20 protein-coding genes and 1 riboswitch are annotated in these 25,936 nt (G+C 66.0%); of the genes, 1 reads left to right on the top strand and 19 read right to left on the bottom strand.

Annotation, left to right across the window (positions count from 1 at the left end):
- Nucleotides 1-77: 77 nt before the first annotated feature.
- The 4 genes from ACTPOI_RS05610 to lpxC form a co-directional block, all read right to left on the bottom strand.
- A complete protein-coding gene (locus ACTPOI_RS05610) occupies nt 78-1,739 on the bottom strand; it encodes a methyl-accepting chemotaxis protein (protein ID WP_440107226.1) in 1,662 nt (553 codons plus the stop codon).
- A gap of 205 nt (nt 1,740-1,944) precedes the next feature.
- Nucleotides 1,945-3,819 carry a phosphomethylpyrimidine synthase ThiC gene (gene thiC, locus ACTPOI_RS05605; RefSeq protein ID WP_440108270.1) on the bottom strand — a complete coding sequence of 625 codons (1,875 nt, stop codon included), beginning with the start codon at nt 3,817-3,819 and terminating at the stop codon, nt 1,945-1,947.
- Between the two features lie 174 nt (nt 3,820-3,993).
- Nucleotides 3,994-4,119: riboswitch (TPP riboswitch) on the bottom strand.
- A 39-nt stretch (nt 4,120-4,158) separates the two neighbouring features.
- Nucleotides 4,159-4,335, bottom strand: coding sequence for a hypothetical protein (locus ACTPOI_RS05600; protein WP_440107224.1), 177 nt, complete (start codon nt 4,333-4,335; stop codon nt 4,159-4,161).
- Between the two features lies 1 nt (nt 4,336).
- Nucleotides 4,337-5,260 carry a UDP-3-O-acyl-N-acetylglucosamine deacetylase gene (gene lpxC, locus ACTPOI_RS05595; protein WP_440107222.1) on the bottom strand — a complete coding sequence of 308 codons (924 nt, stop codon included), beginning with the start codon at nt 5,258-5,260 and terminating at the stop codon, nt 4,337-4,339.
- Nucleotides 5,261-5,478: 218 nt separating this feature from the next.
- Here lpxC and ACTPOI_RS05590 point away from each other — a divergent pair, with 218 nt between their 5' ends.
- Complete coding sequence (locus ACTPOI_RS05590) at nt 5,479-7,314, top strand: methyl-accepting chemotaxis protein (RefSeq protein WP_440107220.1); 1,836 nt, start codon at nt 5,479-5,481, stop codon at nt 7,312-7,314.
- 271 nt (nt 7,315-7,585) lie between these two features.
- Here ACTPOI_RS05590 and ftsZ read toward each other — a convergent pair whose 3' ends face one another.
- The 15 genes from ftsZ to mraZ all read right to left on the bottom strand — a co-directional run bounded on the left by ftsZ (nt 7,586) and on the right by mraZ (nt 25,756).
- Nucleotides 7,586-8,827, bottom strand: coding sequence for a cell division protein FtsZ (gene ftsZ / locus ACTPOI_RS05585; protein WP_440107218.1), 1,242 nt, complete (start codon nt 8,825-8,827; stop codon nt 7,586-7,588).
- A 148-nt stretch (nt 8,828-8,975) separates the two neighbouring features.
- Nucleotides 8,976-10,205 (bottom strand): cell division protein FtsA, encoded by a 1,230-nt coding sequence (ftsA, locus tag ACTPOI_RS05580; RefSeq protein ID WP_010462329.1) that lies wholly within the window; start codon nt 10,203-10,205, stop codon nt 8,976-8,978.
- 127 nt (nt 10,206-10,332) lie between these two features.
- A complete protein-coding gene (locus ACTPOI_RS05575; protein WP_440107215.1) occupies nt 10,333-11,142 on the bottom strand; it encodes a cell division protein FtsQ/DivIB in 810 nt (269 codons plus the stop codon).
- Entirely contained in the window at nt 11,142-12,131 is a 990-nt protein-coding gene (locus tag ACTPOI_RS05570; RefSeq protein WP_440107213.1) for a D-alanine--D-alanine ligase, read from the bottom strand. The genes ACTPOI_RS05575 and ACTPOI_RS05570 overlap by 1 nt, the downstream gene beginning before the upstream one ends.
- Entirely contained in the window at nt 12,128-13,561 is a 1,434-nt protein-coding gene (gene murC / locus ACTPOI_RS05565; protein ID WP_440107211.1) for a UDP-N-acetylmuramate--L-alanine ligase, read from the bottom strand. The genes ACTPOI_RS05570 and murC overlap by 4 nt, the downstream gene beginning before the upstream one ends.
- A gap of 76 nt (nt 13,562-13,637) precedes the next feature.
- Nucleotides 13,638-14,705 carry an undecaprenyldiphospho-muramoylpentapeptide beta-N-acetylglucosaminyltransferase gene (gene murG / locus ACTPOI_RS05560; RefSeq protein WP_440107209.1) on the bottom strand — a complete coding sequence of 356 codons (1,068 nt, stop codon included), beginning with the start codon at nt 14,703-14,705 and terminating at the stop codon, nt 13,638-13,640.
- Nucleotides 14,702-15,979, bottom strand: a complete 1,278-nt coding sequence (gene ftsW, locus ACTPOI_RS05555; RefSeq protein WP_440107207.1) for a putative lipid II flippase FtsW — start codon at nt 15,977-15,979, stop codon at nt 14,702-14,704. Before ftsW ends, murG begins: the two co-directional genes overlap by 4 nt.
- Nucleotides 15,976-18,090 carry a Mur ligase family protein gene (locus ACTPOI_RS05550; protein ID WP_440107204.1) on the bottom strand — a complete coding sequence of 705 codons (2,115 nt, stop codon included), beginning with the start codon at nt 18,088-18,090 and terminating at the stop codon, nt 15,976-15,978. Before ACTPOI_RS05550 ends, ftsW begins: the two co-directional genes overlap by 4 nt.
- The gene (gene mraY / locus ACTPOI_RS05545) at nt 18,087-19,265 is read right to left on the bottom strand and encodes a phospho-N-acetylmuramoyl-pentapeptide-transferase (RefSeq protein WP_440107202.1); all 1,179 of its coding nucleotides are present in this window, start codon (nt 19,263-19,265) and stop codon (nt 18,087-18,089) included. Before mraY ends, ACTPOI_RS05550 begins: the two co-directional genes overlap by 4 nt.
- 45 nt (nt 19,266-19,310) lie before the next feature.
- Nucleotides 19,311-20,774, bottom strand: a complete 1,464-nt coding sequence (locus ACTPOI_RS05540) for a UDP-N-acetylmuramoyl-tripeptide--D-alanyl-D-alanine ligase (protein WP_440107200.1) — start codon at nt 20,772-20,774, stop codon at nt 19,311-19,313.
- Nucleotides 20,775-20,788: 14 nt separating this feature from the next.
- Nucleotides 20,789-22,315 (bottom strand): UDP-N-acetylmuramoyl-L-alanyl-D-glutamate--2,6-diaminopimelate ligase, encoded by a 1,527-nt coding sequence (locus tag ACTPOI_RS05535; RefSeq protein WP_440107198.1) that lies wholly within the window; start codon nt 22,313-22,315, stop codon nt 20,789-20,791.
- Nucleotides 22,312-24,057, bottom strand: coding sequence for a peptidoglycan D,D-transpeptidase FtsI family protein (locus ACTPOI_RS05530; protein WP_440107196.1), 1,746 nt, complete (start codon nt 24,055-24,057; stop codon nt 22,312-22,314). Before ACTPOI_RS05530 ends, ACTPOI_RS05535 begins: the two co-directional genes overlap by 4 nt.
- Entirely contained in the window at nt 24,054-24,386 is a 333-nt protein-coding gene (gene ftsL / locus ACTPOI_RS05525; RefSeq protein ID WP_440107194.1) for a cell division protein FtsL, read from the bottom strand. Before ftsL ends, ACTPOI_RS05530 begins: the two co-directional genes overlap by 4 nt.
- Nucleotide 24,387: 1 nt before the next feature.
- Complete coding sequence (rsmH, locus tag ACTPOI_RS05520; protein ID WP_440107192.1) at nt 24,388-25,317, bottom strand: 16S rRNA (cytosine(1402)-N(4))-methyltransferase RsmH; 930 nt, start codon at nt 25,315-25,317, stop codon at nt 24,388-24,390.
- 10 nt (nt 25,318-25,327) lie between these two features.
- A complete protein-coding gene (gene mraZ, locus ACTPOI_RS05515) occupies nt 25,328-25,756 on the bottom strand; it encodes a division/cell wall cluster transcriptional repressor MraZ (protein ID WP_440107190.1) in 429 nt (142 codons plus the stop codon).
- Nucleotides 25,757-25,936: the final 180 nt, after the last annotated feature.

Below are 25,936 nucleotides of genomic sequence, written 5' to 3'. Positions count from 1 at the left end.
CAGAGAGCCCAGATTGCTATGCTTTTAATAGCATCCAGGGATGATCAAACAAGGACCTGCGGCCAAAATCGCCCAAATTACCGGATCTGCAGAGGCTGACGGCCCCCACCACCGGCCGCACCTGAGCCAGCGCTGTACGCGCCATGCGCAGCGGCAGCATGCACCGCTGCGCCACGCCCGCCGCCCTGCAGCTTGAACTGGCTCACCGCGCTGGTGAGCTGCACAGCCTGCTCACGCAGCGATTCCGAGGCAGCCGTGGACTCTTCAACCAGTGCTGCGTTTTGCTGCGTCATGTTGTCCAGCTGGCTGACGGACTGGCTGATGTGGCCCACGTTGTCGCTCTGCTCGGCCGACGATACGGTCAGCTCGCTGATGATGCCCGCCACACGGCGCACGCTGCCGACAATCTCCGTCATGGTGGCGCCCGCCTGGCTGACCAGCCGCGAGCCGTCTTCCACGCGCTCCACCGATGAGCTGATCAGACCCTTGATCTCATGGGCCGCGGCGGCGCTGCGCTGCGCCAGGGTGCGCACTTCGCTGGCCACCACGGCGAAGCCCCGACCTTGCTCGCCTGCGCGGGCGGCCTCCACGGCGGCGTTGAGCGCCAGGATGTTGGTCTGGAACGCGATGGAATCGATCACGCCGGTGATGTCGGCAATCTTGCGCGAGCTGGCGGTGATCTGGTCCATGGTGGTCACGACATTGGCCACGACCGTGCCCCCGCGTGCCGCCACCTCGGCGGCCGTGGCCGCAAACTCGCTGGCCTGGCGCGAGGATTGCGCGTTGCCCTGGAGCGCGCTGGTCAGCAATTCCATGGACGACGCCGTCTCCTCCAGGTTGGCCGCCGTCTGCTCGGTACGATGGCTCAGGTCATGGTTGCCGGAAGCAATCTCGGAGCTGGCCGTAGAGATGTTGTTGGCCGCTTCCTGCACCTGTTGCACCAGGCCGCGCAAGGCATCCTGCATGCGGCCCATGGCACCCACCAGCTGGCCGACTTCGTCCTGCGACGTGGCGCGGACATCATGCGACAAATCGCCCGCAGCGATGCGCTCGGCCAGGGTGCTGGCCTGGGCCAGCGACTGCAGGATGGAGCGCACACTGAAGAACGTGAGCGGAATCAGCACGGCCAGCGCAAGAAGCAGCGCGCCGGCAATCAGCCCCGACATCGTGGATGTGAGCCTGTTCACCCCTTTGCGGGCTTCTTCCATCTTGTCGCGTGCGGTTCCGGCCAGCCCCAGCAGCAACTGGTCTGTGGCTTCCATGTGCTTCTTGAGGCGGTCGGCGTAGGCCCCGCCCACGGCCCCGTCGATCTGGGCCCGCTCGATCTGCTCGAATACGGGCGCAATACCTTTTTCGTACTCCTTGACCTCGACAAGTGCCTTATCGATGGCCTCGACAAAACCCGCATCACCCGCCTGGGTCTGCCGTACCTGTCCCAGGCCTTTGGTCAACCCGGCCAGAGCCTTGCCCCAGGACTCGCGCAGGGCGGCCACTTCCACTGCGTTGTTGAAACTGATGATGATGTCTTTTTCGGTGCGGCGCAGGTCGCCCAAGGTGGTGCGCAGCTCGGCCACATCGGTCAACGTCTGCACACGCTGCGAGAAGAGGATATCCAGCGTGTTGCTGGTGCGGTCCAGTGCCAGGTAACCCATGCCACCGATGACGACCAGCAGGATCAGGGAGAAGACCGTGCCGAAATACAGACGGGTACGAATGGACAGGCGACCCAGGGCGTTCATGGCACTTCCTTACAAATAATCACAATTACCCGCCAGTTAGCAACTTTGATGCCACGGCGGCGATTTCCGCCTCCAGCCTTGGGAGCCAGAGGGTGCGTGACTGTATGTGTAACGCCCTGTTTCCCGGCCTATGGGTTTCCCCAAGCTGCAGCGGCGTGCCGCCAACTCAGGGCAACCATAAGTGTGGCTAATGCCAACCAGACCGTCAGGCGGATGCGATGGGGATGTAGAGCGCCCCGCCCCCCTTCTGGAATTCCGCGGCCTTCGCCTCCATTCCCTGGGCCAGCGCCTCGGCTTCTGCCAGTCCCTTGGCCGCCGCAAAATCGCGCACCTCCTGCGTGATCTTCATGGAGCAGAACTTGGGCCCGCACATCGAGCAGAAGTGCGCCACCTTGGCCGAGTCCTTGGGCAGGGTTTCGTCGTGGTATTCCTTGGCAGTCTCCGGGTCCAGGCCAAGGTTGAACTGGTCCTGCCAGCGAAAATCGAAACGCGCCTGGCTCAGCGCGTCGTCGCGCGCCCGGGCACCCGGGTGACCCTTCGCCACGTCGGCCGCGTGGGCGGCGATCTTGTACGCGATGATCCCCTGCTTCACATCGTCACGGTCGGGCAGGCCCAGGTGTTCCTTGGGCGTCACGTAGCACAGCATGGCCGTGCCCATCCAGCCGATCATGGCCGCGCCGATCGCGCTGGCAATGTGGTCGTAGCCGGGCGCGATGTCGATGGTCAGCGGGCCCAGGGTGTAGAACGGCGCTTCGTGGCAGGTCTTGAGCTGCTCGGTCATGTTGGCCTGGATCATGTGCATGGGCACATGGCCGGGGCCTTCGATCATGGTCTGTACGTCGTGCTTCCAGGCAATCTGCGTCAGCTCGCCCAGCGTGTGCAGCTCGGCAAACTGCGCTTCGTCGTTGGCGTCCGATGCGCAGCCGGGGCGCAGGCCATCGCCCAGGCTGAACGACACATCGTAGGCCTTCATGATGTCGCAGATGTCCTCGAAGTGCTCGTACAAAAAGCTCTCGCGGTGGTGCGCCATGCACCACTTGGCCATGATGGAGCCGCCGCGCGAGACAATGCCGGTGCGGCGCTGGGCCGTGAGGTGGATGTACGCCAGACGCACTCCGGCGTGGATGGTGAAGTAGTCCACGCCCTGCTCAGCCTGCTCGATGAGGGTGTCGCGGAAGATTTCCCAGGTCAGGTCTTCGGCCACACCGCCCACCTTCTCCAGCGCCTGGTAGATCGGCACGGTGCCGATCGGCACGGGGCTGTTACGCACGATCCAGTCGCGCGTGGTGTGAATGTTCTTGCCGGTCGAGAGATCCATCACGTTGTCGGCGCCCCAGCGGATGGCCCACACCAGCTTTTCCACCTCTTCCTCAATGCTGGACGTGACGGCCGAGTTGCCAATGTTCGCGTTGATCTTCACCAGGAAGTTGCGGCCGATCGCCATCGGCTCCACCTCGGGGTGGTTGATGTTGGCGGGGATGATGGCCCGGCCGCGGGCCACTTCATCGCGCACGAACTCGGGGGTGATGATGCGCGGGATGCTCGCCCCCATGGGGTTGCCCATCAGGCGCTTTTCACGAGCCTCATCGGCCATGTACTGCTGCATCCACTCGCGCTTGCCGTTTTCGCGGATGGCCACGTATTCCATCTCGGGCGTGATGATGCCCTTGCGGGCGTAGTGCATTTGCGTGACGTTGGCGCCGGCCCTGGCACGCATGGGCTTGCGCTGCAGGGCGGCAGCCTCGGCGCGCAGTTGCGCCAGGCGGGTGGCGTCTTCGCTTTTTTGCCCGTCATCGAGCGCCACGGGTGCACGGCCCTCATAGTGCTCCACATCGCCTCGGCCGCTGATCCAGCCGCCGCGCACGCTGGGCAGGCCTTGGCGCACGTCGATCGTTGCATTCGGGTCGGTGTATGGGCCCGAGGTGTCGTACACACTGACGTGTTCGCCGTTGGTCAGCGCAATGTCGCGCACGGGTACGCGAATGTCCGGCCGGGTGCCGACAAGGTAGCTCTTGGTGGATGCGGGGAAGGGTTCGCGGGTACGCGCGAGCAGCTGGGCAAACTTGTCAGGAGCGTGGATGGGGGCATTCATGGCGGGCACTTTCCTATCGTGGTGGATGGATACGTGCTCCGCAATCGGCCCGATGGTCCGCAAGGCGAAGGGCCGGAGGGCCCCGCCCCATTCGCGTCCGTGGTGAACGCATGGGGTGCCATGGCCAGAGGGCTGCGCATGCGCGCGTGCCTCCTGGGCGGAAATCATGACTGCAGCTCTTCTTACGCTGGTACTAACCAGATCAAGTTCGCGGTTCCGGCGGTAAGGTCCGCCGTCTCAGCACGCCCAAAACCCAAAAAGGTTCTACGTGCACCCCGGAGCAGGCCGGAGTATAGGGCAGGGCAATCCGCACCCGCCCGGGGGCTTTTAGCGCAGCCGCTCGATCAGCAGGACCGTGAAAAATCCCACGCCAGCAATCACCGTCCACTTGAAGATGGCAAAACCGATCCGCTTGTAGCGCGCCTGGCCCGTGAGTGCATAAAGGCCAAAGCAGACCGCAGCGGCAAGCAGCAGCGCCAGGGCAAACCACCGGATGATCAGCATGTCACCAGGCCCGCACTGGCTGGGCAAAGCCGCCCGGCGCCCGGCGCTCGTCTTCAAACGTCACCTCTTCCCAGGCGTCACGCTGCGAAAGCAGTTCGCGCAGGAGCAGGTTGTTCATGCCGTGGCCCGACCGGAAGGCGCTGTAGGCGGCCAGCAATGGCCTGCCGACGAGGTACAGGTCGCCCATCGCATCCAGGATCTTGTGCTTGACGAACTCGTCGTCGTAGCGCAGCCCGTCGCTGTTGAGCACCTTGTAGTCGTCCATGACGATAGCATTGTCGAGGCCCCCACCCAGGGCCAGGCCGTTCGAACGCATCATTTCCACGTCGCGCGTGAAGCCGAAGGTGCGTGCGCGGGCAATGTCCCGGCTGTAGTTGCCGGTCCCCATATCGAACTCGACGCGCTGGCCGGTGGAGTCCACGGCCGGGTGGTCAAAGTCGATCTCAAAGCTCAGTTTGTAGCCGTGATACGGCACAAGACGCGCCCACTTGGCGTTGGCGCCCTCGCCTTCGCGCACTTCCACGGGCCGCAGGACGCGGATGAACCGCTTGGGCGCTTTTTGCAGCTCGATCCCTGCGCTTTGTAGCAGGAACACGAATGAAGCCGACGAGCCATCGAGGATGGGCACTTCCTCCGCCGTGATGTCCACGTACAGGTTGTCAATACCGAGGCCCGCACAGGCTGACATGAGGTGCTCGACGGTGTGGACCTTGGCGTTGCCCACGGCAATGGTCGACGCCAGCCGCGTGTCGGTGACGGCCTCTGCCCGGATGGGGATGTCTACCGGCTGAGGTAAATCGACGCGTCGGAACACGATGCCGGTATCGGGCTGGGCGGGCCGCAACGTCAGCTCCACCCGCTGTCCGCTGTGCAGGCCGACGCCTACGGCGCGGGTCAGAGTCTTGAGGGTGCGTTGCTGGAGCATCCGCGCATTTTAGTTGCCCCGTCGCAGACGCGCCTGAAGCAGGCCTCCCGTTGACATTCATCAAGTCCGACGAGCGGTCGCACCTCCGTTACACCAGGGCCGTGTTTTTACCTACAGTAACCCTGCAATATGCCGAAGCACAATGACACGGTAGCGTCGGCCTATCAGGGGGGCAAACACCCCGTCGGCCACGCATTCATATCGCAGGGGACAAGACTATGAACAAGCTCAGCTTCAAGATGAAAATCATGCTCATGATCGGCACGGCCCTTGCGGCCCTGGTGATCATGGCCCTCGCGTCACTGCTGAACGAGCGCCGGTTGATCATCGAATCGCGGCGGGAACTGCTCACCACGGCCGTGCAGTCGGCACACAGCGTCGTGACCGGCTTCCAGGCCAAGGCTGCCAGTGGCGCCATGAGCGTGGACGACGCACAAAAAGCCGCCAAGGACGCACTGCGGCTGTCCCGCTTCGGCGGACCCGAGGGCAAGACGGAATACTTCTACATCTGGACGCTGGACTCCAAAGGGGTGATGCACCCCATCAAGCCCGAATGGGAAGGCCAGGACATGGCGGGCAAGGTCAAGGACGGCTCGGGGACCGACATCCTCAAGCAGATCTCGGATGCCCTGCGCGCCAGCCCCAACGGCCGCGTGTTTGTCCCCACCATGTTCGCCCGCCCCGGCCAGCAGGAGCTGGTGCCCAAGCTGCAGTACGTGATCCGGGTGGATGGCTGGAACTGGATGGTGGGCTCGGGCCTGTACACCGACGACATCGACGCCATCGTGCGCAAGACGCTGCTCTCGGGCCTGGTCGCCATCCTGGCCGTATTTGCGGTGGTGGGCGGCATCGGCATGGTCGTGGCCCGCTCGGTGTTGCGCCAGATCGGCGGCGAGCCGACCGAAGCGATCGGCATCATGTCGCAGGTGGCAGAAGGCAATCTGGACACTCCAATGCCCAACGCCCCCGAGGGCTCGATGCTGGACGGCCTGTCCAAGATGGTGACGTCGTTGCGGCAGCTGGTGACCGAAGTGCGCACCGCCACCGACAGTATTGCCACCGCCTCCAGTGAAATCGCTCAGGGCAACAACGACCTGGCGCACCGCACCGAAGACACGGCCAGCAACCTGCAGTCCACCGCAAGCTCGATGGAAGAGCTGACCAGCACTGTCAAGCAGACATCGGATTCGGCGCACACCGCCAACCAGATGGCCAATTCGGCCGCCGAAGTGGCAGCGCGCGGCGGCGAGGTGGTATCCAAAGTCGTGGCGACCATGCAGGACATCAACGCCAGCAGCAACCGCATCAGCGACATCATCGGCGTGATTGATGGCATTGCCTTTCAGACCAACATCCTGGCGCTGAATGCCGCGGTGGAAGCCGCGCGCGCGGGCGAGCAGGGTCGTGGCTTTGCCGTGGTGGCGGGCGAGGTGCGCAGTCTGGCCGGTCGCAGTGCTGAAGCTGCCAAGGAGATCAAGTCGCTGATCGGCGCATCGGTCGAGAAGGTCGAATCGGGCACCCAGCTGGTCGGCAATGCAGGCGCCACCATGACGGAAATCGTGGCCAGCGTGCAACGCGTGACGGACATCATCGGCGAGATCCGCGCCGCTACCTCGGAGCAGAGCCAAGGCATTGCGCAGGTCAACACCGCCATGAACCAGCTCGACCAGATGACCCAGCAAAACTCTGCGCTGGTGGAGGAATCCACCGCGGCGGCCGACAGCCTGCGCGAGCAGGCCATGCGCTTGACCCAGGTGGTGGCCCGCTTCCGGGTGAACGGCAGCAACGCCTCTGCGCAGAGCTCGGGGGCCGCCGGCTGGAGCAACGGCCCCGCGCCTTCGCCAGCGGCGCTCCCGGCCCGCGCGGCTGCGCGCGCACCGGCGCCCGCTGCACGGTCCGCCCTGCCCAAGGCTGCGCCGCGGCCTGCAGCTCCCGCAGCGCAGCGCCCCGCGGCAGCAGCCCTGCCCCGCGAGGCCAAGCCTGCGACGAGCGCCCCAGCCGCTGCCCCTGCCAAGGCTGGCGGCGACGACAACGGCGACTGGGAATCCTTCTGAGATCGCTGCGCCTGCTGCGCAGGGGCCCCGCGCAGCCCCATCACCGGTCCTTTCAGTAACGGCGGCTGCGCACCGAGGGCTGCCAGCTTGCCCGATGGACGCAGCCACCAACGACCCGCGCTCCGTCGCACGCTCCTTCAAGGCAACAAAAAACCCTGCCAGTTCGCACTGGCAGGGTTTTTTGTGAGGGTACCGATCTTCGCGCGGCACCTGGGCTGCGCCCTACCGGAACTTGCCGTAGCGTCGGCCCGGCCGCGCAGGCCGGTCCAGATCAGTCCGCCTGTTTGCGCAGGAAAGCCGGGATCTCCAGATCGTCCATGCCGCCGGACGAGAGCGCGTCCACACGGGCCGCGGCCTGGGTGCGGTTGGTGCGCCACACACTCGGCACCGACATGCTGCCGTAGTCGGTTTGCGAACCGCCAACGTGGCCACCTGGCACGCCAGCGGCTACGCCCATCGCGCCGACGCCCGACACGGGGATCTGATAAGCCATGTTGTCGGTGCCGGTACGCAGGCCACCCTGCACCACGGAAATGGGCTGGCGGCGTGCGCTGGCACGCGACAGGCCGGTGGCCACCACGGTCACGCGGATTTCGTCGCCCAGGTTCTCGTCGTAGGCTGCGCCGAAGATGACATGTGCGTCGGTGGATGCGTAGGCATTGATGGTGTTCATGGCCTGGCGCGACTCGGACAGCTTGAGGCTGCCCTTGCTCGCCGTGACCAGCACCAGCACGCCCTTGGCACCCGACAGGTCGATGCCTTCCAGCAGCGGGCAGGCAATGGCCTGCTCTGCAGCAATGCGGGCGCGGTCGGGGCCGCTGGCGGTGGCCGTGCCCATCATGGCCTTGCCGGGCTCGCCCATCACGGTGCGCACGTCTTCAAAGTCGACGTTCACCTGGCCGTATTCGTTGATGATTTCAGCGATGCCGCCCACTGCGTTCTTGAGCACGTCGTTGGCGTGCGCAAAGGCTTCGTCCTGGGTGATGTCGTCGCCCAGCACATCCAGCAGCTTTTCGTTGAGCACCACGATCAGCGAGTCAACGTTGGCTTCCAGCTCGGCCAGGCCTTCGTCGGCGTTCTTCATGCGGCGGCCGCCTTCCCAGTCGAAAGGCTTGGTGACCACGCCCACGGTGAGGATGCCCATCTCCTTGGCCACGCGCGCAATCACAGGCGCGGCGCCGGTGCCGGTGCCGCCGCCCATGCCGGCCGTGATGAACAGCATGTGCGCGCCCTGGATGGCGTCGCGGATGTCTTCCACGGCGGCCTCGGCGGCATCACGTGCCTTTTCGGGTTTGCCGCCTGCGCCCAGGCCACTGCCACCGAGCTGGATGACGCGGTGGGCCGAGCTGCGCGTCAAGGCCTGAGCGTCGGTGTTGGCACTGACGAATTCCACGCCCTGCACAGAGCGCGCAATCATGTGCTCGACGGCATTGCTGCCGCCGCCGCCCACGCCGATCACCTTGATCTGGGTGCCCTGGTTGAATTCTTCGGCTTCGATCATTTCGATGGTCATCTTGGAGCTCCTGGTTCTAGATACTGTTGCAATTGCCAAATGTTGGAGGTGTGTCTTGGAGGTCGGGCGCGTGGCGGGCCAGTGCACCGCCATCGCTCCCGCGGTTGGTGCGGGCTGCCACGGGCAAGCCAGAGGGGATGTTTCATGGCTAGAAATTCCCCACGATGAAGTCTTTGAAGCGGCCAAAGGCGGTCTTCATGGAGCCGCTCTTTTGCGCCACCTTGAAGCCGCGCAGCCGTGCCAGGCGGGCTTCTTCGAGCAGGCCCATGACGGTGGCTGCACGGGGCTGTGCCACCATGTCCGACAGGGCGCTGGAATACTTGGGGATGCCGCGGCGCACGGGCTTGAGGAAGATGTCCTCGCCGAGTTCGATCATGCCGGGCATGACCGAGCTGCCGCCCGTGAGCACGATGCCCGACGACAGCACTTCCTCGTAGCCCGACTCGCGGATCACCTGCTGCACGAGCGAAAAGATTTCTTCCACGCGGGGCTCGATCACGCCCGCCAGTGCCTGCTTGCTCAGCATGCGCGGGCTGCGGTCGCCCAGCCCCGGCACCTCGACCTGGCTCTCGGGGTCGGCCAGCAACTGCTTGGCGTAGCCGCTTTCGACCTTGATGTCCTCGGCGTCCTTGGTGGGGGTGCGCAGCGCCATGGCGATGTCGCTGGTGATGAGGTCGCCCGCGATCGGGATCACCGCCGTGTGGCGGATGGCGCCCCCGGTGAAGATGGCCACGTCCGTCGTGCCTGCACCAATGTCCACCACCACCACGCCGAGCTCGCGCTCGTCGTCGGTCAGCACAGCCTGGCTGCTGGCCAGCGGGTTCAGCATGAGCTGCTCGACCTCCAGGCCGCAGCGGCGCACGCACTTGATGATGTTCTCGGCCGCGCTCTGCGCACCGGTCACGATGTGGATCTTGGCCTCCAGGCGGATGCCGCTCATGCCGATGGGCTCTTTCACATCCTGCCCGTCGATCACAAACTCTTGGGGCTCCACCAGCAACAGGCGCTGGTCGCTGCTGATGTTGATGGCCTTGGCCGTCTCCACCACGCGTGCCACGTCGGCCGAGGTGACTTCCTTGTCCTTGACGGCGACCATGCCGCTTGAGTTGAGGCCGCGAATGTGGCTGCCCGTGATGCCGGTGTAGACGCGCTGGATCTTGCAGTCGGCCATCAGCTCGGCTTCTTTCAGCGCCTGCTGGATGCTCTGCACGGTGGCGTCGATGTTGACCACCACGCCGCGCTTGAGGCCGTTGCTCGGGGCCACGCCAAGACCAGCCAGCTTGAGCTCGCCATTGGGCAGCACCTCTGCCACCACAGCCATCACCTTGGCCGTGCCAATGTCCAGCCCCACCACGACGTCTTTGTATTCTCTTGCCATATTCAGCCTCTGCACTTGTCTGTTCTGTCCGGCTGCGCCGTGGGCGCAGGTACCCGGAAGCCCTGCGAGCGGATCGTCTGCCGGGCGTCAGCGCCACCCCGCGTTGTGTGTTGTGGTCTCATCGCCATCACCTCCTGCGCACTCCGGCCACGGCAGCGGGCGCATCGCCCACCGTCACGGTGGTCACGCCGCGCATGCGCAAGGCGTATCCGCCGGCATGGCGCAAATCGGCCGATTCCAGCGCGTCCACCCGGCGGCCATACTGGGCCGCCACCTGCGTCAGCGTGCGCGTGAAGCGCTGGGTGCGCTGCACCACTTCTTGCGGTGTGCCGCCGCCCAGCTCCACCACGGCATCAGTGTCCAGCGTGACGCGCCAGCCGCCGCGGCCGGTGAGCTCCAGCGTCTCGACCACCAGTCCGAGCGACTTGAACACGGGCCTGAGCAAGCCGTGCATTTCCAGCACGTCCATCGAGCTGCCCGCCGGCCCCAGCAAGCGCGGCAGGCCTTCCTGCTCCACATCGCCGGTGTTGGCCTCAAACACCTCGCCAAAGCGGTTGACCAGTGCCGAGCCCGACTCGGGGCCCCAATACGCCACGGCTTCGTGCTCCTGCAACTGCACCGCCAGGCTGCCGGGGTACACGCGGCGCACTTCGGCGCGGCGCACCCATGGCACCTGCTCGAAGGCATCGCGCGCGGCGCGCAGGTCCACCGTAAAGAAGTTGCCTGCCAGGTGTGGTGCCACGTTGGCACGCAGCGTGACGGCGTTGTTGTGAACCAGATCCCCATGCACCACGATGCGCGCCACGGCAAAGCCCGGGTAGCGCAGCACCCACCAGGCGCCCGCTGCCAGCACGAGCAGGACGCCGCCCACGAACAGGACCGAAGCAGTCAGGTTCATGAGCTTGACGTCCAGCGGTGCGGGCAGCGTATGGGCCATCAGGCAGCCTTTGGCCTTGCGGGCGTGTCGAGGGCGGCATCCGCCAGGATGCGCAGGCACAGTTCCTCGTAGCTGATGCCCGAGGCACGCGCCGACATGGGCACCAGCGAATGGCCCGTCATGCCCGGCGACGTGTTCATCTCCAGCAGAAAGGGCTTGCGGTCGCTGGCGCGAATCATCAGGTCGGCGCGGCCCCAGCCGCGGCAGCCCAGCGTGCGGTAGGCCTCCAGCACGATGCGCTGGATCTCGCGCTCCTCGGCTTCGGGTAGCCCGCTCGGGCACTGGTACTTCACGTCGTCGGTGAAATACTTGTTCTGGTAGTCGTATGCGCCGTCGGGGGCCACGATGCGGATGACCGGCAGCGCGCGCGCCTGGGCGCCATGGCCCAGCACCGGGCAGGTCACTTCCTCGCCGTCAATGAACTCTTCACACAGCACATCGGCGTCGTACCTGGCAGACAGGTCTACCGCAGCCTGCATGTCGGACGGGCCGCGCACCTTGGTCACGCCGATGGACGAACCCTCCCGAGGGGGCTTCACGATCAGCGGCAGGCCCAGCTCATCAGGCACTGTACGCACCACTTCAGGCTGCTGGCGCTCAGGGGCCAGCCAGACGTAGCGCGGCGTGGGCAGGCCTTCTGCCAGCCACACCCGCTTTGTCATGACCTTGTCCATGGCGATGGCCGATGCCATCACGCCCGGGCCGGTGTACGGAATACCCAGCAGTTCGAGCGCGCCCTGTACGGTGCCGTCTTCGCCATGGCGGCCATGCAACGCGATGAAGCAGCGCGCATAGCCATCGCGCTTGAGGTCGCTCAGCGCATGGGTGGCAGGGTCGAACGCATGGGCGTCCACGCCGCTGGCACGCAGGGCCTGCAGCACACCGCTGCCGGACATGAGCGACACCTCGCGCTCGGCCGACTCGCCGCCCATCAGCACGGCCACCTTGCCCAGGGCCTTGATGTCAATTTTGGATTCTGGAAGGGTCATAGCGCGCTCCCTTCAAGCGCTTTCAGCTCACTATTTTGTAGCATTTCAACCACCTTGCCGGGCACCGCACCGATGGAGCCTGCGCCCATGCACATCACCACGTCGCCGTCACGCGCGTTGTCGGCAATGGCCTGGGGCAGATCCGCCACGTTGTCCACAAACATGGGCTCCACGCGACCCGCCACACGCAGGGCGCGGGCCAGCGAACGGCCGTCGGCGGCCACCACGGGCGCCTCGCCAGCGGCGTACACCTCGGTCAGCAGCACGGCGTCGGCATTGCCGATGACCTTGACGAAGTCCTCGAAACAGTCGCGCGTGCGGCTGTAGCGGTGCGGCTGGAACGCCAGCACCAGGCGGCGGCCCGGAAACGCCCCGCGCGCCGCAGCCAGCGTGGCGGCCATCTCGACCGGGTGGTGGCCGTAGTCGTCGATCACGGTGAACTGGCCACCGCCCTTGGCAGGCAGCTCGCCATAGCGCTGGAAGCGCCGTCCCACGCCCTTGAAGCTGGCCAGTGCGCGCTGCACGGCTTCATCGGGAATGTTCAGTTCCACCGCCACCGCAATGGCCGAGAGCGCGTTGAGCACGTTGTGCTCGCCCGCCAGGTTGAGCACGATATCCATGTCAGGCAGCGTGACGCCGTTGCGGCGCTGCACCGTGAAGTGCATCTGGCCGGCCTGGGCACGCACGTTGATGGCGCGCACCTGCGCGTCTTCCGAAAAGCCGTAGCTGGTGATGGGGCAGGTGACGCTTTGCAGGATGTCGCGCACCGCGGGGCTGTCCACGCACAGCACGGCCGTGCCATAGAACGGCATGCGGTGCAGGAAGTCCACGAACGCGCCCTTGAGCCGGTTGAAATCGTGCCCGTAGGTTTCCATGTGGTCGGCGTCGATGTTGGTCACCACGGCCATCACGGGCAGCAGGTTCAAGAACGACGCGTCCGACTCGTCGGCCTCGACCACGATGTAGTCGCCGCTGCCCAGCTTGGCATTGGCGCCCGCGCTGTTGAGCTTGCCACCGATGACGAAGGTCGGGTCGAGACCCGCCTCGGCCAGCACGCAGGTCACCAGGCTGGTGGTGGTGGTCTTGCCGTGGGTGCCGGCAATGGCGATGCCCTGCTTGAGTCGCATGAGCTCGGCCAGCATCAGCGCACGTGGCACCACCGGAATTTTCTTGGCACGGGCCGCCATCACCTCGGGGTTGTCGGGGGTGACTGCGGTGGACGTGACCACGGCATCAGCGTCCTCGATGTGGCTTGCGGCGTGGCCCAGGCAGGTCTTGATGCCCAGGTCTTTCAGGCGACGCAGCGTGGCGCTGTCGGCCAGGTCAGAACCCGAGATGCGGTAGCCCAGGTTGAACAGCACCTCGGCGATGCCGCTCATGCCTGCGCCGCCAATGCCGACGAAGTGGATGTGGCGAATCGCGTGTTTCATGAACCCACCTTTGCAAGGCACGAGTCGTCGGCAGGCTTCATGGCCGCGACGAAGTGGATGTGGCGAATGGCGTGCTTCATGGTTGTGCCAGCTCCTCGCAGGCAGTCACCACTTCGCGGGTGGCGTTGATTTTTTGCATGTTTTTGGCCTTGAGCGCTTTATCCATAAGGGTAGATCGCTCTGTATTCAATAGCATATCTGCCAGCATCGCGGCAGTCAGGTCGCGCTGCTGCACCAGCCAGCCGCCACCCGCGTCCACCAGGAACTGCGCGTTGGTGGTCTGGTGGTCATCCACCGCGGACGGGAAGGGCACGAACACGGCCGCCGCACCCACGGCGGCGATTTCGGTCACCGTGCTGGCACCGGCGCGGCAGACGATGATGTCCGCCGTGGCAAAGGCACTGGCGGTGTCTTCGATGAAGGGCGTCAGTTCGGCATGGACGCCCGCAGCGGTGTAGTTGGCGCGCAGCGCATCGATCTGGGTGGCGCCACTCTGGTGAACGACCAGCGGGCGACGGTCGGCAGGCATCAGTGCGATGGCCTGGGGCACGATCTCGTTGAGGGCACGTGCGCCCAGGCTGCCACCCACCACGAGCAGGCGTAGCGGGCCACTGCGGCCGGCAAAGCGTTCGGCCGGACCGGACTGCTGGGTGAACGCCGCGCGCAACGGGTTACCCACCCACTGGCCCTTGGGGAACACGTTGGGGAACGCGGTGAACACGCGGTCGGCCACACCAGCCAGCACCTTGTTGGCCATGCCCGCCACGGAATTTTGCTCGTGCAGCACCAGTGGCTTGCCGGCAAGTACCCCCATCATCCCGCCCGGAAAGGTGATGTAGCCGCCCAGGCCCACCACCACGTCGGGCTTGACGCGGCGCACCACCTGCAGGGCTTGCCAGAAAGCGCGCAGCAGCCGCATGGGCAGCAGCGCCAGCGTGACGATACCCTTGCCACGCACGCCGCCAAAGTCGATCAGTTCCAGCGGGAAGCCGTGCGTCGGAACGATGCGCGATTCCATGCTGCCGGGCGCGCCAAGCCAGTGCACGCGCCAGCCGCGGGCACGCAGCTCCTCGGCCACAGCCAGGCCCGGGAAGATATGGCCGCCGGTGCCGCCGGCCATGATCAGCGCCGTCTTCGGAGTCATACGCGGCCTCCGCGCATGAGCAGCTTGTTTTCGTAATCCACTCTGAGCACCACCGCCAACGCCACCAGGTTCATCAGGATCGCTGACCCCCCAAAGCTCATCAGCGGCAGGGTGAGGCCCTTGGTGGGCAGCGCGCCCAGGTTCACGCCCATGTTGATGAACGCCTGAAACCCGATCCAGATGGCCACGCCCTGCGCCACCAGGCCCGAGAACACGCGGTCCAGCGCAATGGCCTGGCGGCCGATGTGCATGATGCGGCGGGTCATCCACAGGAACAGCACGATCAGTGTGAGCACGCCGACCAGGCCGAACTCTTCGCCGATAACCGCAAGCAGGAAGTCGGTGTGGGCCTCGGGCAACCAATGAAGCTTCTCGACGCTGCCGCCCAGGCCCACGCCAAAAATCTCACCGCGGCCAATCGCAATCAGCGAGTGCGACAGCTGGTAGCCCTTGCCGAGCGCATGCGCCTCGCTGAACGGGTCGAGATAGGCAAACACGCGTTCCCGCCGCCAGGGCGAGCTGGCAATCATCAGCGCGAAGGCGCCGACCAGGATGGCCGCGATCAGGAAGAACATGCGCGCGTTGACGCCGCCCAGGAACAGGATGCCCATGGCAATGACGGCTACCACCATGAAGGCGCCCATGTCGGGCTCGGCCAGCAGCAGCACGCCCACGATGGCCACGGCAGCGCCCATGGGCAGTACAGCGCGGAAGAACCGTTCCTTCACTTCCATCTTGCGCACCATGTAGTCGGCAGCGTAGATGAGCACGGCGAACTTGGCGATCTCGGACGGCTGGAAGCCGATGGGGCCAAACGACAGCCAGCGGCGCGCGCCGTTGACGACCTTGCCCACGCCGGGGATCAGCACCGCCACCAGCAGCAGCAGCGCCACGATGAAGAGCCACGGCGCCACGCGCTCCCACAGCGCCATCGGCACCTGAAACGCCAGGAGCGCCGCCACAAAGCCCACCACCAGGTACATCATGTGCCGGGTCAGGAAGTGCGTGGAGGCGTAGTTGGCAAAGCGCGGGTTGTCCGGCATCGCGATCGATGCGGAATACACCATGACCAGGCCCCAGGCCAGCAGCGCCACGACCACCCATAGCAGGGCCTGGTCAAAGCCCAGCACGCTCGCGGGCGTGGTGCCGGTGGCGCGGCGGTATTCGGTGCCCCCCACGCGCACGGGCAGCACTTCGCCGCCCTGGCCCGTGAGTGCAGAGAACCACGCGCTGGTGCGTTGCATGAAGTTGCCCTGGCTGGCGGGAGCGGTCATGCCCTGCCCTCCAGCGAAACGCCTGCATCGTCTGCCAGGCTGCGTACCGTGTCGCAGAAGACCTGGGCACGGTGTTCGTAATCCCTGAACATGTCAAAACTGGCGCAGGCGGGCGACATGAGCACAGCATCGCCATGGTGGGCGTGCCGGGATGCCAGCTGCACGGCCTCGGGCAGCGTGGCTGCATCGACGAGGGCCACGCCGGCATCGGCCAGCGCGGCTCGGATCAGCGGCGCGTCGCGCCCTATCAGCACCACGGCCCGCGCAAAGCGCGCCACAGGCGCGGCCAGCGGGGCAAAGTCCTGACCCTTGCCTTCGCCACCCAGGATGACCACCACGCGGCGCTCGGCGCCCAGACCGTTGAGGGCCGCCACGGTTGCGCCCACATTGGTGCCCTTGCTGTCGTCGAAGTACTCCACGCCGTTGATGATGGCGACGGGCTCCACACGGTGCGGCTCGCCGCGGTATTCACGCAGGCCATACAGCATGGGGGCCAGCGTGCAGCCGGCGGCAGACGCCAGCGCGAGCGCGGCCAGGGCGTTGACCGCGTTGTGCCGACCGCGGATGCGCAGCGCATCGGCGGGCATGAGGCGCTGGATGTGCAGGTCTTCGTCCTGCGCCTGGCGGCTGCGCTTGCGGGTTTCATCGGCATCCATGGCACGCACCAGCCAGGGCATGCCGCTGACCACCTCGATGCCGAAGTCGCCGGGTCGGCGGGGCATGTCGGCACCGAAGGTGATGTGCTCGCGCACCTGGGGCTTTTGCAGCTTGACCTTCAACGGTGGCGGTGATCTTTGCGCCCCCACGCTCGCCACTGCGTGTGCTTCGCTGCCCCCCGAGGGGGCCGCTGCCGCCTTCGGGCGGCCGTGCGGCGGCAACATCTTCATCACCTCGGCATCCTCGCGGTTGAGGATCATCAGCCCGGTTTCGCCAAAGATGCGCGCCTTGGCTGCGGCATAGGCGGCCATGTCGCCATGCCAGTCCAGGTGGTCTTGGGTGATGTTGAGTACCGTGGCGGCCGTGGGCTCAAAGCCTTTGATCTCGTCGAGCTGAAAACTGGAGAGCTCCAGCACCCATGCGTCGGGCAACGTCCCTGCGTCGATGCGGCCTGCCAGTGTGTCGAGCAGCGTGGGGCCAATGTTGCCGGCCACCGCCACACGCTTGCCGGAGCGCTCGACCAGCTGCCCGGTGAGCGAGGTCACCGTGGTCTTGCCGTTGGTGCCAGTGATGGCCAGCACCGCCGGGGCGTAGCCATGCGATGCACGCAGGAAGGCCAGGCCCGCAGAAAACAGGCTCAATTCGCCGCCAGTGCTTATTCCACTTTCCCTTGCCGCTATCAATACAGGAGCAATCACTGCTGGACTGAGGCCTGGCGAGCGGTAGATGGCGTGCAGCTCCCGCCCATCCACCAGGGCAGCGTCAAACGCGCCAGGCACGAAGCGCACCTGCGGCATCTCCTGCTGCAGGGCAGGCAACTGGGGCGGCGCCGCGCGCGTGTCGGCCACCGTGACCTGGCGGGCACCACAGCGCACGCACCAGCGCGCCATCGCCACGCCCGAGGCCCCCAGGCCCAGGATGAGGATGTTCTGCCCTTCGAGCGGGGTCATGCCCTCGCCGGGGCGGCCCACGGGCTGCGGGGGTGCGTCCGGCACTTCGGTTTCGTCCGCAGCGGCATCGCTATCGGGTGGCAGTTCGGGCGGCGCGGCCACATCAGGTGCAGCCACGTCGGCAAAGATCTGTGCCACGAACGCTGCAGCATCCCGCGCCGCTGTCAGCGGTGACTGGGCGACTGCAAACGCGGCCTCTGCAACCGCGGGTTCGGGTTGAGCCACAGGGTCGGCTGGCGTCCCGGGCTCGTCATTCGCGAGCGTGCCTGCTGCGGTGTCTGGAGAGGCGGCGACTTCCACCGCGGCATCGAAGCCCTCTGTCGCGGGTTGATCGGCATGGACCATCTTCGCGTCATCCACGCCGGCTGCCGAATCCACCGCACCGCCATCTTCTGCGCGCTGCAGTTCGCCCGCGTCGATGACCGCGGGCGCAGGCGTGACTACACCCTCGGGCACGGCGGCGCCAAGAGGCGGCAGGGGACGGAGGGAGTCGCCAGCGTTCATCGCAGTTTCAGGGTCGACAGGCCCACCAGGCACAGCAGCATGGTGATGATCCAGAAGCGCACGACGACCTGCGTTTCCTTCCATCCGCTCTTTTCGAAGTGGTGGTGCAGGGGCGCCATCTTGAGCAAACGACGGCCCTCGCCGTAACGGCGCTTGGTGTACTTGAACCACATCACCTGCAGCATCACCGACAGTGCCTCGACCACGAAGATGCCGCCCATGATCGCCAGCACGATCTCCTGGCGCACGATGACGGCAATGGTGCCCAGCGCCGCGCCCAGAGCCAGCGCACCCACGTCGCCCATGAAGACCTGCGCAGGATGTGCGTTGAACCACAGGAAAGCCAGCCCCGCACCGGCCATGGCCGCGCAGAAGATCAGCAGTTCGCCCGAGCCGGGAATGTGCGGGAAGAACAGGTACTTGGAATACACCGAGCTGCCCGTGACGTACGCGAACACGCCCAGGGCCGAGCCGACCATCACCACCGGCATGATGGCCAGGCCATCCAGGCCGTCGGTCAGGTTCACGGCGTTGCTCGAACCCACAATGACCAGGTAGGTCAGGATCACGAAACCGAGCACGCCCAGCGGGTAGCTGATCTCCTTGAAAAACGGCAGCTGCAGGCCGGCCTTGGGCGGCAGGTCGAGCGAGAAGCCCGACTGCACCCAGCTGACGAACAGTTCGAACACGCGGGCATTGGAGTTCTCGGAAATGCTGAACACCAGGTAGAGCGCCGCCACCAGCCCGATCACGGACTGCCAGAAATACTTCTCGCGCGACCGCATGCCCTCAGGGTCCTTGTTGACCACCTTGCGCCAGTCGTCCACCCAGCCAATCGCGCCAAAGCCCAGCGTGACGATGAGTACGATCCACACGAACCGGTTGGACAGGTCAAACCACAGCAGGGTCGAGATGGCGATCGACAGCAAAATGAGCACACCACCCATGGTGGGCGTGCCGCTCTTGGAGAGATGCGTCTGCATCGCATAGCCGCGGATGGGCTGGCCGATCTTGAGCGACGTGAGCACGCGGATCACCTTGGGGCCCGCCACCAGGCCGATGAGCAGCGCCGTCACCGCAGCCATGAGCGCGCGGAACGTGAGGTACTGGAACACCCGGAAGAAACCGAATTCGGGCGACAGGCCCTGCAGCCATTGCGACAGCATCAGCAGCATGCGTCACCTCGCAGGTCAGTCGTCAACGCGCTGCGGCGGATCGTGTCAGTGGGGTGTGCCATGGGTTCCCTCCAGCGTCTTTTTCTGATCGTTGTTGTTGTTCTGTTGTGCGCTCGTGGTGCCCTGCGGCTGCGCGGTGCAGGCGGCGATCGCCTCGACCACCCGTTCCATCGCCATGAAGCGCGAGCCCTTGACGAGCACGCTGCCGGCATGGGGCAAAACTTCCTTCACGGCGGCCAGTAAGGCATCCATGCTGTCGAAGTGGCGGGCAGCGGGTCCGAAAGAAGCTGCGGTGTGGGCTGATAAGGCACCCATCGCAAACAACTGGTGGATGCCCGCGCCGCGCGCATGCTCACCAGCCTCGGCATGAAACTGCGGGCCCTGGTCGCCCACCTCGCCCATGTCGCCCACCACCAGCCATTGCGGAGCGGGCAGCTCGGCCAGCACGTCGATGGCAGCGCGCATGGAGTCGGGGTTGGCGTTGTAGGTGTCGTCCACCACGGTGATCTCGCGGCCCGCGCACTGCACGCTGAAAGCGCGTGAGCGGCCCTTGACGGGTGCAAAGCAGCCCAGCCCTTCAGCAATGGCGGCAAGCGGCACGCCCGCAGCCAGCGCACAGGTCGCGGCGGCCATGGCGTTGGTCACGTTGTGCCGGCCGGCGATGTGCAGGCGCACGTCCACGTCGCCCTGCGGCGTGCCCAGGGTGGCGGCCCACGCGCCGTTGTTCCACACTGCGCTGCGGCAGGTCACATCGCCGCCCGCACCAAAAGTCATGCAGCGGCGACCCTGCGCCAGGCCGCGCCAAAGTGCGGTGTATTCATCGCCCGCAGGGAACACGGCCACGCCATGGGCAGGCAGGCTCGCAAACACCGAACCGTTCTCGCGCGCCACGGCTTCCACCGTGTGCATGAACTCCAGATGCTCGCGCTGTGCGTTGTTGACCAGCGCCACCGTAGGCTGGGCCATGGCGGCCAGACGGGCAATTTCGCCCGGGTGGTTCATGCCCATCTCGATCACGGCCGCGGTGTGTGCGGCGCGCAGGCGCATCAGCATCAGCGGCACACCGATGTCGTTGTTGAAATTGCCCTGCGTGGCAAAGGCTGCATCGCCCTTCCAGGCTTTGAGAATGGACGCCACCATCTGCGTCACGGTGGTCTTGCCATTGCTGCCGGTCACGCCGATCAGCGGCAGGCTGAAACCGGCACGCCAGCCGGTGGCCAGGGCGCCAAGCGCGGCCAGCGTATCGGGCAACTCAATACCTGCCAGCCCTGCCGCCTCCAGGCCGCCGTGGGCGATGGCTGCCGAAGCACCGCCCGCGCGGGCGTCGGCCAAAAACGCGTTGGCATCGAAGCGTTCACCCTTGAGTGCCACGAACAGGTCGCCGGCTTGCAGGCTGCGCGTGTCGGTGTGCACGCGCGCAAGGGGCGTCGCGCCGTCACCCACCAGCCGCGCGGCGGGCACGCGCTGGCGCACCAGGGCCAGGGCTTCGTTCAGGGTCATCATGTTCATCGCTGCGATTGGGGTCATGCCCATGAGGTGGCTCCCCGGGCACGCAGTGCGGCCTGCGCGTGGGCCATGTCCGAGAACGGCTGGCGCACGCCTGCGGTTTCCTGTGTGTCTTCGTGGCCCTTGCCGGCGATCAGGACCACGTCGTGCGGCGCCGCGGCCGCCACGGCCTGCGCAATGGCGCGGGCGCGGTCCAGCTCGGCACTGACGGTGGTGCCGGCAATCGTGCCCTGCAGCACCTGGTGCACGATGGCAGCCGGGTCTTCGCTGCGCGGGTTGTCGCTGGTCACCAGCACCCGGTCGGCATGCTGCTGCGCCACCGCACCCATCAGCGGGCGCTTGCCGGCATCGCGGTCGCCACCACAGCCGAACACGCACCACAGCTGGCCGCCGCGCTCCTGCGCCAGGGGGCGCAGCGCCTGCAAGGCCTTGTCGAGTGCATCGGGCGTGTGGGCGTAGTCCACTGCCACCAGGGGCTGGCCCGGTGCCACCAGGCGCTGCATGCGCCCGGGTACGGGTTCCAGGCCTGCGCACGCCTGGACGGCAGCATCCAGCGGCACGCCGCGGCTGCGCAGTGTGGCGATCACGCCCAGCAGGTTCTGAACGTTGTAGTGGCCGATGACCTGCGTCTGCAGCAGATGCTGGCCAGCGCCTTCCTCGACCACGGTGAATTTCAGGCCCTGCGCGCCCAGCGTGATGTCTCGCGCCATGAGGCGCGCGGCGCCCTGGGCCGACACGGACCAGAGGTCCAGGCTGCCACCGCGCAACTCGCCATGCAGCTGCAACCCGGCAGCGTCGTCAATGTTGATCACCGCCGCCTGCAAGCCCGGCCAGTCGAACAGCGCGCGCTTGGCCAGCCAGTAGTCGGCCATGGTGCCGTGGTAGTCCAGGTGGTCTTGCGTGAAGTTCGTGAAAACCGCCACGCGGATCTGGCTGCCATCGAGCCGCGCCTCGGCCAGGCCGATGGACGATGCCTCGATGGCGCAGGCCGACAGCCCGGCGACCGCGAACGTGCTGAACGCCCGCTGCAGACGCACCGGGTCGGGCGTGGTCATGCCGGTGGATTCGAGCGCAGGTGGCACCCCAGTGCCCAAAGTGCCTACCAGCGCACATCCATTCTGCCCTGGCAGCTCTGATTTTGATAGCGTATTAATGGCACCAGCGAGCCACCATGCGGTGCTGGTCTTGCCGTTGGTGCCCGTGACCGCGAGCACATCCAGGCGATGGGTGGGGGCGCCGAACCACTGCGCAGCAATGGGGCCCGTGGCCGCCTTCAGGCCGTGCAGCGCAGCCAGGTGGTCGCCCGCAAAACCAAAGGCTTCCACGCCGGACTGCTCTACCAGGCAGGCCGTCGCGCCGCGCACCAAGGCGTCAGTCACGTGAGCACGCCCGTCGGTGGCGGCGCCCGGCCAGGCGATGAAGCCATCACCGGGCCGGATGTGGCGGCTGTCGGTGTGCAGGGTGCCGGTGACGCGTGCGCGCAGCCAGTCGACGGCCGCAGCTGCAGAGCCAAGCGTCGCGATGGCAGGTGCGGCGAGGGTCACAGCGACTCCTCCACGGCGTTGGCGACGATCTGCGGCTTGACCGCCATGTCGGGCTGCACGCCCATCATGCGCAGCGTCTGCTGCACCACCTCGCTGAAAACGGGCGCCGCCACAGCACCGCCGTAATACACGCCGTTGCTGGGCTCGTCGATCATCACCGCCACGATGATGCGAGGCTTGTCGATGGGTGCCATGCCCGTGAACCATGCGCGGTACTTGCCGACGGCGTAGCTCTTGCCCACCTGCTTGCGCGCCGTGCCCGACTTGCCGCCCACCGAGTATCCAAGGGTCTGCGCCTTCTGGCCGGTGCCGCCCGGACCGGCGGCCATCTGCAGCATCTTGCGCACCTGGTCGGCCGTGCGCTCGGAAAACACGGGGACGCCCACGGCCGGCTGGTCGGTCTTGAGCATGGTGGCAGGGATCACGCGGCCGCCGTTGGCGAACACGGTGTACGAGCGCGCCATCTGGAACAGGCTGGCCGACAGGCCATAGCCGTAGGACATGGTGGCCTGCTCTACCGGGCGCCAGCTTTTGTAGGGGCGCAGCCGGCCGCTGACGGCACCGGGGAAGTCGATCTGCGGCTTCTGGCCGAAGCCAGCGGCCGAGAAGGTCTCCCACATCTCGCGCGCGGGCATCTGCATGGCCAGCTTGGTCGTGCCCACGTTGCTCGACTTCTGGATCACGCCCTCCACCGTCAGCACGCCGTAGTTATGCGTATCGCTGATGGTGGAGCCGGTGATGTTGATGCGGCCGGGGTTGGTATCCACGATGGACTCGGGCCGCACGCGGCCGGATTCGAGCGCCAGGCCGATGGTGATGGGCTTCATGGTGGAGCCCGGCTCGAAGGTATCGGTGAGCGCGCGGTTGCGCAGCTGCTCGCCGGTGAGATTCTGGCGCTTGTCGGGCACGTAGCTCGGGTAGTTGGCCAGGGCCAACACTTCGCCGGTGTGGGCATCGAGCACCACCACGCTGCCGGCCTTGGCCTTGTGCGCCGCCACCTGGTCGCGCAGCTTCTGGTAGGCAAAGAACTGCACCTTGCTGTCGATGGACAGCTGCATGTCCTTGCCGTCCACCGGGGGCACGGTTTCGCCCACACCCTCGACCACGCGGCCCAGGCGGTCCTTGATCACGCGGCGCGAACCGGGCTTGCCCCCCAGCGCCTTGTTGAAGGCCAGCTCCATGCCCTCCTGGCCCTGGTCTTCCACATTGGTGAAGCCCACCACGTGCGCGGCGGCCTCGCCCTCGGGATACTGGCGCTTGTACTCCTTGCGCTGGTAGATGCCCTTGATGTCCAGTGCGGTGATCTTCTGGCCCACGTCCCAGTCGAGCTGGCGCTTGATCCAGACAAAGGTCTTGTCCTCGTCGGCCAACTTCTTGTTCAGGTCCGCCAGGGGCATGTCGAGCAGCTTGGCCAGCTGCTTGAGCTTGGCCCGCACCTCGGGCTTGTCCTGGTCCACGTCTTCGGGAATGGCCCAGATACTGGCCGCCGGCACGCTGGAGGCCAGTATCAGCCCATTGCGGTCCAGGATCTTGCCGCGGTTGGCCGGCAGCTCCAGCGTGCGGGCAAAACGCACTTCGCCCTGGCGCTGGAAGAAGTCGTTGCCGATCACCTGCACGTACGCCGCCCGTCCGCCCAGGCCCAGAAAGCCCAGCGCAATCACAGCCACGATGAACTTGCTGCGCCACACAGGCGTCTTGCTGGCCAGCAGCGGGCTGGCGGTGTAGACCACGCTGCGGCTCATGGCTGCGCTGCTCCGTCCGGCCGCGCGGTGGTAGCGGCGGCCGCAGACGACGCCGTGGCCGCGCCCAGCGGGTCGGACACATATTGCGTGATGGCCGGGGTGGCCGTGCGCATGTTGAGCTGGGCACGGGCAATCTTTTCCACCCGCAAAGGGGTGGCCTGCGCGCGCTTTTCGACCTGCAGGCGCTGGTGCTCGGTTTCCAGCCTGCGCGCCTCGGCGGTAGTGCGGTCCAGTTCCGTAAAGAGGCGACGCGACTCGTACTGCACGTGTACCAGGTACAGCGCACTGGCCATCACGGCCATCAGCAGGACGATGTTCAACCGGGTCATTTCAGGCGACTGCCGTGCGTTCGGCCACACGCATGATGGCGCTGCGCGAGCGCGGGTTGCCAGCGACCTCGGCGGCACCGGGCTTGATGCGGTCCAGCGCCACGAGCTTCATCGCCTGGGGGGCGGCAAAGGGCGCGCGCCGGTCGTAGACCTCCTTGGAGTGCTTGGCGATGAACTGCTTGACGATGCGGTCTTCCAGTGAGTGGAAGCTGATCACCACCAGCCGCCCGCCCGGCGCCAGCACCGAAAGGCTGGCATCTAGCGCCTGTTGCAGCTCTTCAAGCTCGGCGTTGATGAAAATCCGAAGAGCTTGAAATGTGCGCGTTGCAGGGTTCTGGCCCGCTTCGCGGGTTTTGACCGCGCCAGCCACGAGGTCGGCCAGTTCGGCGGTGGTGGCAAGAGGACCCCGTTCTTCGCGCCAAGCAACAATCGCCTTTGCAATGGGGCCAGCAAACCGTTCTTCACCGTAGTCACGTATCACCTCTGCAATCTGACCGACTTCGGCCGTGGCCAACCATTCGGCAACACTGGTTCCGCGCGTGGTGTCCATGCGCATGTCCAGAGGGCCGTCGAAACGGAAACTGAATCCCCGCAGCGGGCTGTCGATCTGGGGCGAGCTCACCCCCAGGTCCATCAGCACGCCCGCAGCGCTGCCAGCAGGCAGTTCGGACAGGTTGCGAAAGCCTTCGTGCCGAATGGAAAAACGCGCATCGGTGATGCGCGTTGCTTCGGCGATGGCTTCCGGGTCCTTGTCGAAGGCGACCAGGCGACCCTCGGACCCCAGCCGCATGAGGATCAGCCGCGAATGCCCGCCCCGGCCAAAGGTCGCATCGACAAACGTCCCCGCAGGTTGCGGTCCGGCCCCGCCCAGCAGGGCGTCGACGGCTTCATCCAGCAGGACGGTGGTGTGTTGAAGGGTGCCTGATGTCACTGCGCGCGCCTTAGAAGGAGAAGTCCTTGAAGACATCCGGCATGTCGCCCTGCATGGCCTTGGCCTCCTGCTCGTCGTAGGTGGCCTTGTCCCAGAGTTCGAAATGGTTGCCCATGCCCAGCAGCATGGTGTCTTTGGAAATGCCGGCGGCTTCGCGCAGTTCGGGGGAAATCAGCACGCGGCCGGTGGCGTCCATGTCCACATCCATGGCGTTGCCCAGGAAGATCCGCTTCCACCACTGGGCCGACATCGGCAGCTGGGCGATGCGCTCGCGGAATTTTTCCCATTCAGGCCGGGGGAACACCATCAGGCAGCCGTGGGGGTGCTTGGTGATCGTGAGCTGGCCCGCCGCGGTGGCCGTCAGCACGTCACGATGCCGGGTCGGCACAGATAGCCGACCCTTCGCATCGAGACTGAGCGACGAGGCACCTTGGAACACGGACGGAATCCCCAATCGGTTACTGCCTTCTGACGCCTCCAGACGAGGTCATCAAGGCACTTTTCACCACTTAATTGCACTTTTTTGCACTGTAGCAGGAAAAGACCTTCGGACAAGGGGGTGTCCTACAAACTTTTGCAATGAAATCAAGGACTTAGGCGCTGATCCGGAAGCCAGAAC

The organism is Acidovorax sp. BL-A-41-H1 (assembly GCF_051942715.1).
Note: the sequence above shows the minus strand (reverse complement) of the source record. Positions and strands in the feature narration are given on the sequence as shown.

Coding starts and splice junctions, on each gene's coding strand:
- ftsA (WP_010462329.1), bottom strand. CDS start 10,205: ATGGCAAGAGAATACAAAGACGTCGTGGTGGGGCTGGACATTGGCACG.
- ftsL (WP_440107194.1), bottom strand. CDS start 24,386: ATGACCCGGTTGAACATCGTCCTGCTGATGGCCGTGATGGCCAGTGCG.
- ftsZ (WP_440107218.1), bottom strand. CDS start 8,827: ATGACCATCGAAATGATCGAAGCCGAAGAATTCAACCAGGGCACCCAG.
- ACTPOI_RS05530 (WP_440107196.1), bottom strand. CDS start 24,057: ATGAGCCGCAGCGTGGTCTACACCGCCAGCCCGCTGCTGGCCAGCAAG.
- ACTPOI_RS05550 (WP_440107204.1), bottom strand. CDS start 18,090: ATGAACGCTGGCGACTCCCTCCGTCCCCTGCCGCCTCTTGGCGCCGCC.
- murC (WP_440107211.1), bottom strand. CDS start 13,561: ATGAAACACGCGATTCGCCACATCCACTTCGTCGGCATTGGCGGCGCA.
- lpxC (WP_440107222.1), bottom strand. CDS start 5,260: ATGCTCCAGCAACGCACCCTCAAGACTCTGACCCGCGCCGTAGGCGTC.
- ACTPOI_RS05570 (WP_440107213.1), bottom strand. CDS start 12,131: ATGACCCTTCCAGAATCCAAAATTGACATCAAGGCCCTGGGCAAGGTG.
- mraY (WP_440107202.1), bottom strand. CDS start 19,265: ATGCTGCTGATGCTGTCGCAATGGCTGCAGGGCCTGTCGCCCGAATTC.
- ftsW (WP_440107207.1), bottom strand. CDS start 15,979: ATGACCGCTCCCGCCAGCCAGGGCAACTTCATGCAACGCACCAGCGCG.
- ACTPOI_RS05575 (WP_440107215.1), bottom strand. CDS start 11,142: ATGGCCCATACGCTGCCCGCACCGCTGGACGTCAAGCTCATGAACCTG.
- ACTPOI_RS05600 (WP_440107224.1), bottom strand. CDS start 4,335: ATGCTGATCATCCGGTGGTTTGCCCTGGCGCTGCTGCTTGCCGCTGCG.
- ACTPOI_RS05540 (WP_440107200.1), bottom strand. CDS start 20,774: ATGAACATGATGACCCTGAACGAAGCCCTGGCCCTGGTGCGCCAGCGC.
- ACTPOI_RS05590 (WP_440107220.1), top strand. CDS start 5,479: ATGAACAAGCTCAGCTTCAAGATGAAAATCATGCTCATGATCGGCACG.
- ACTPOI_RS05610 (WP_440107226.1), bottom strand. CDS start 1,739: ATGAACGCCCTGGGTCGCCTGTCCATTCGTACCCGTCTGTATTTCGGC.
- murG (WP_440107209.1), bottom strand. CDS start 14,705: ATGACTCCGAAGACGGCGCTGATCATGGCCGGCGGCACCGGCGGCCAT.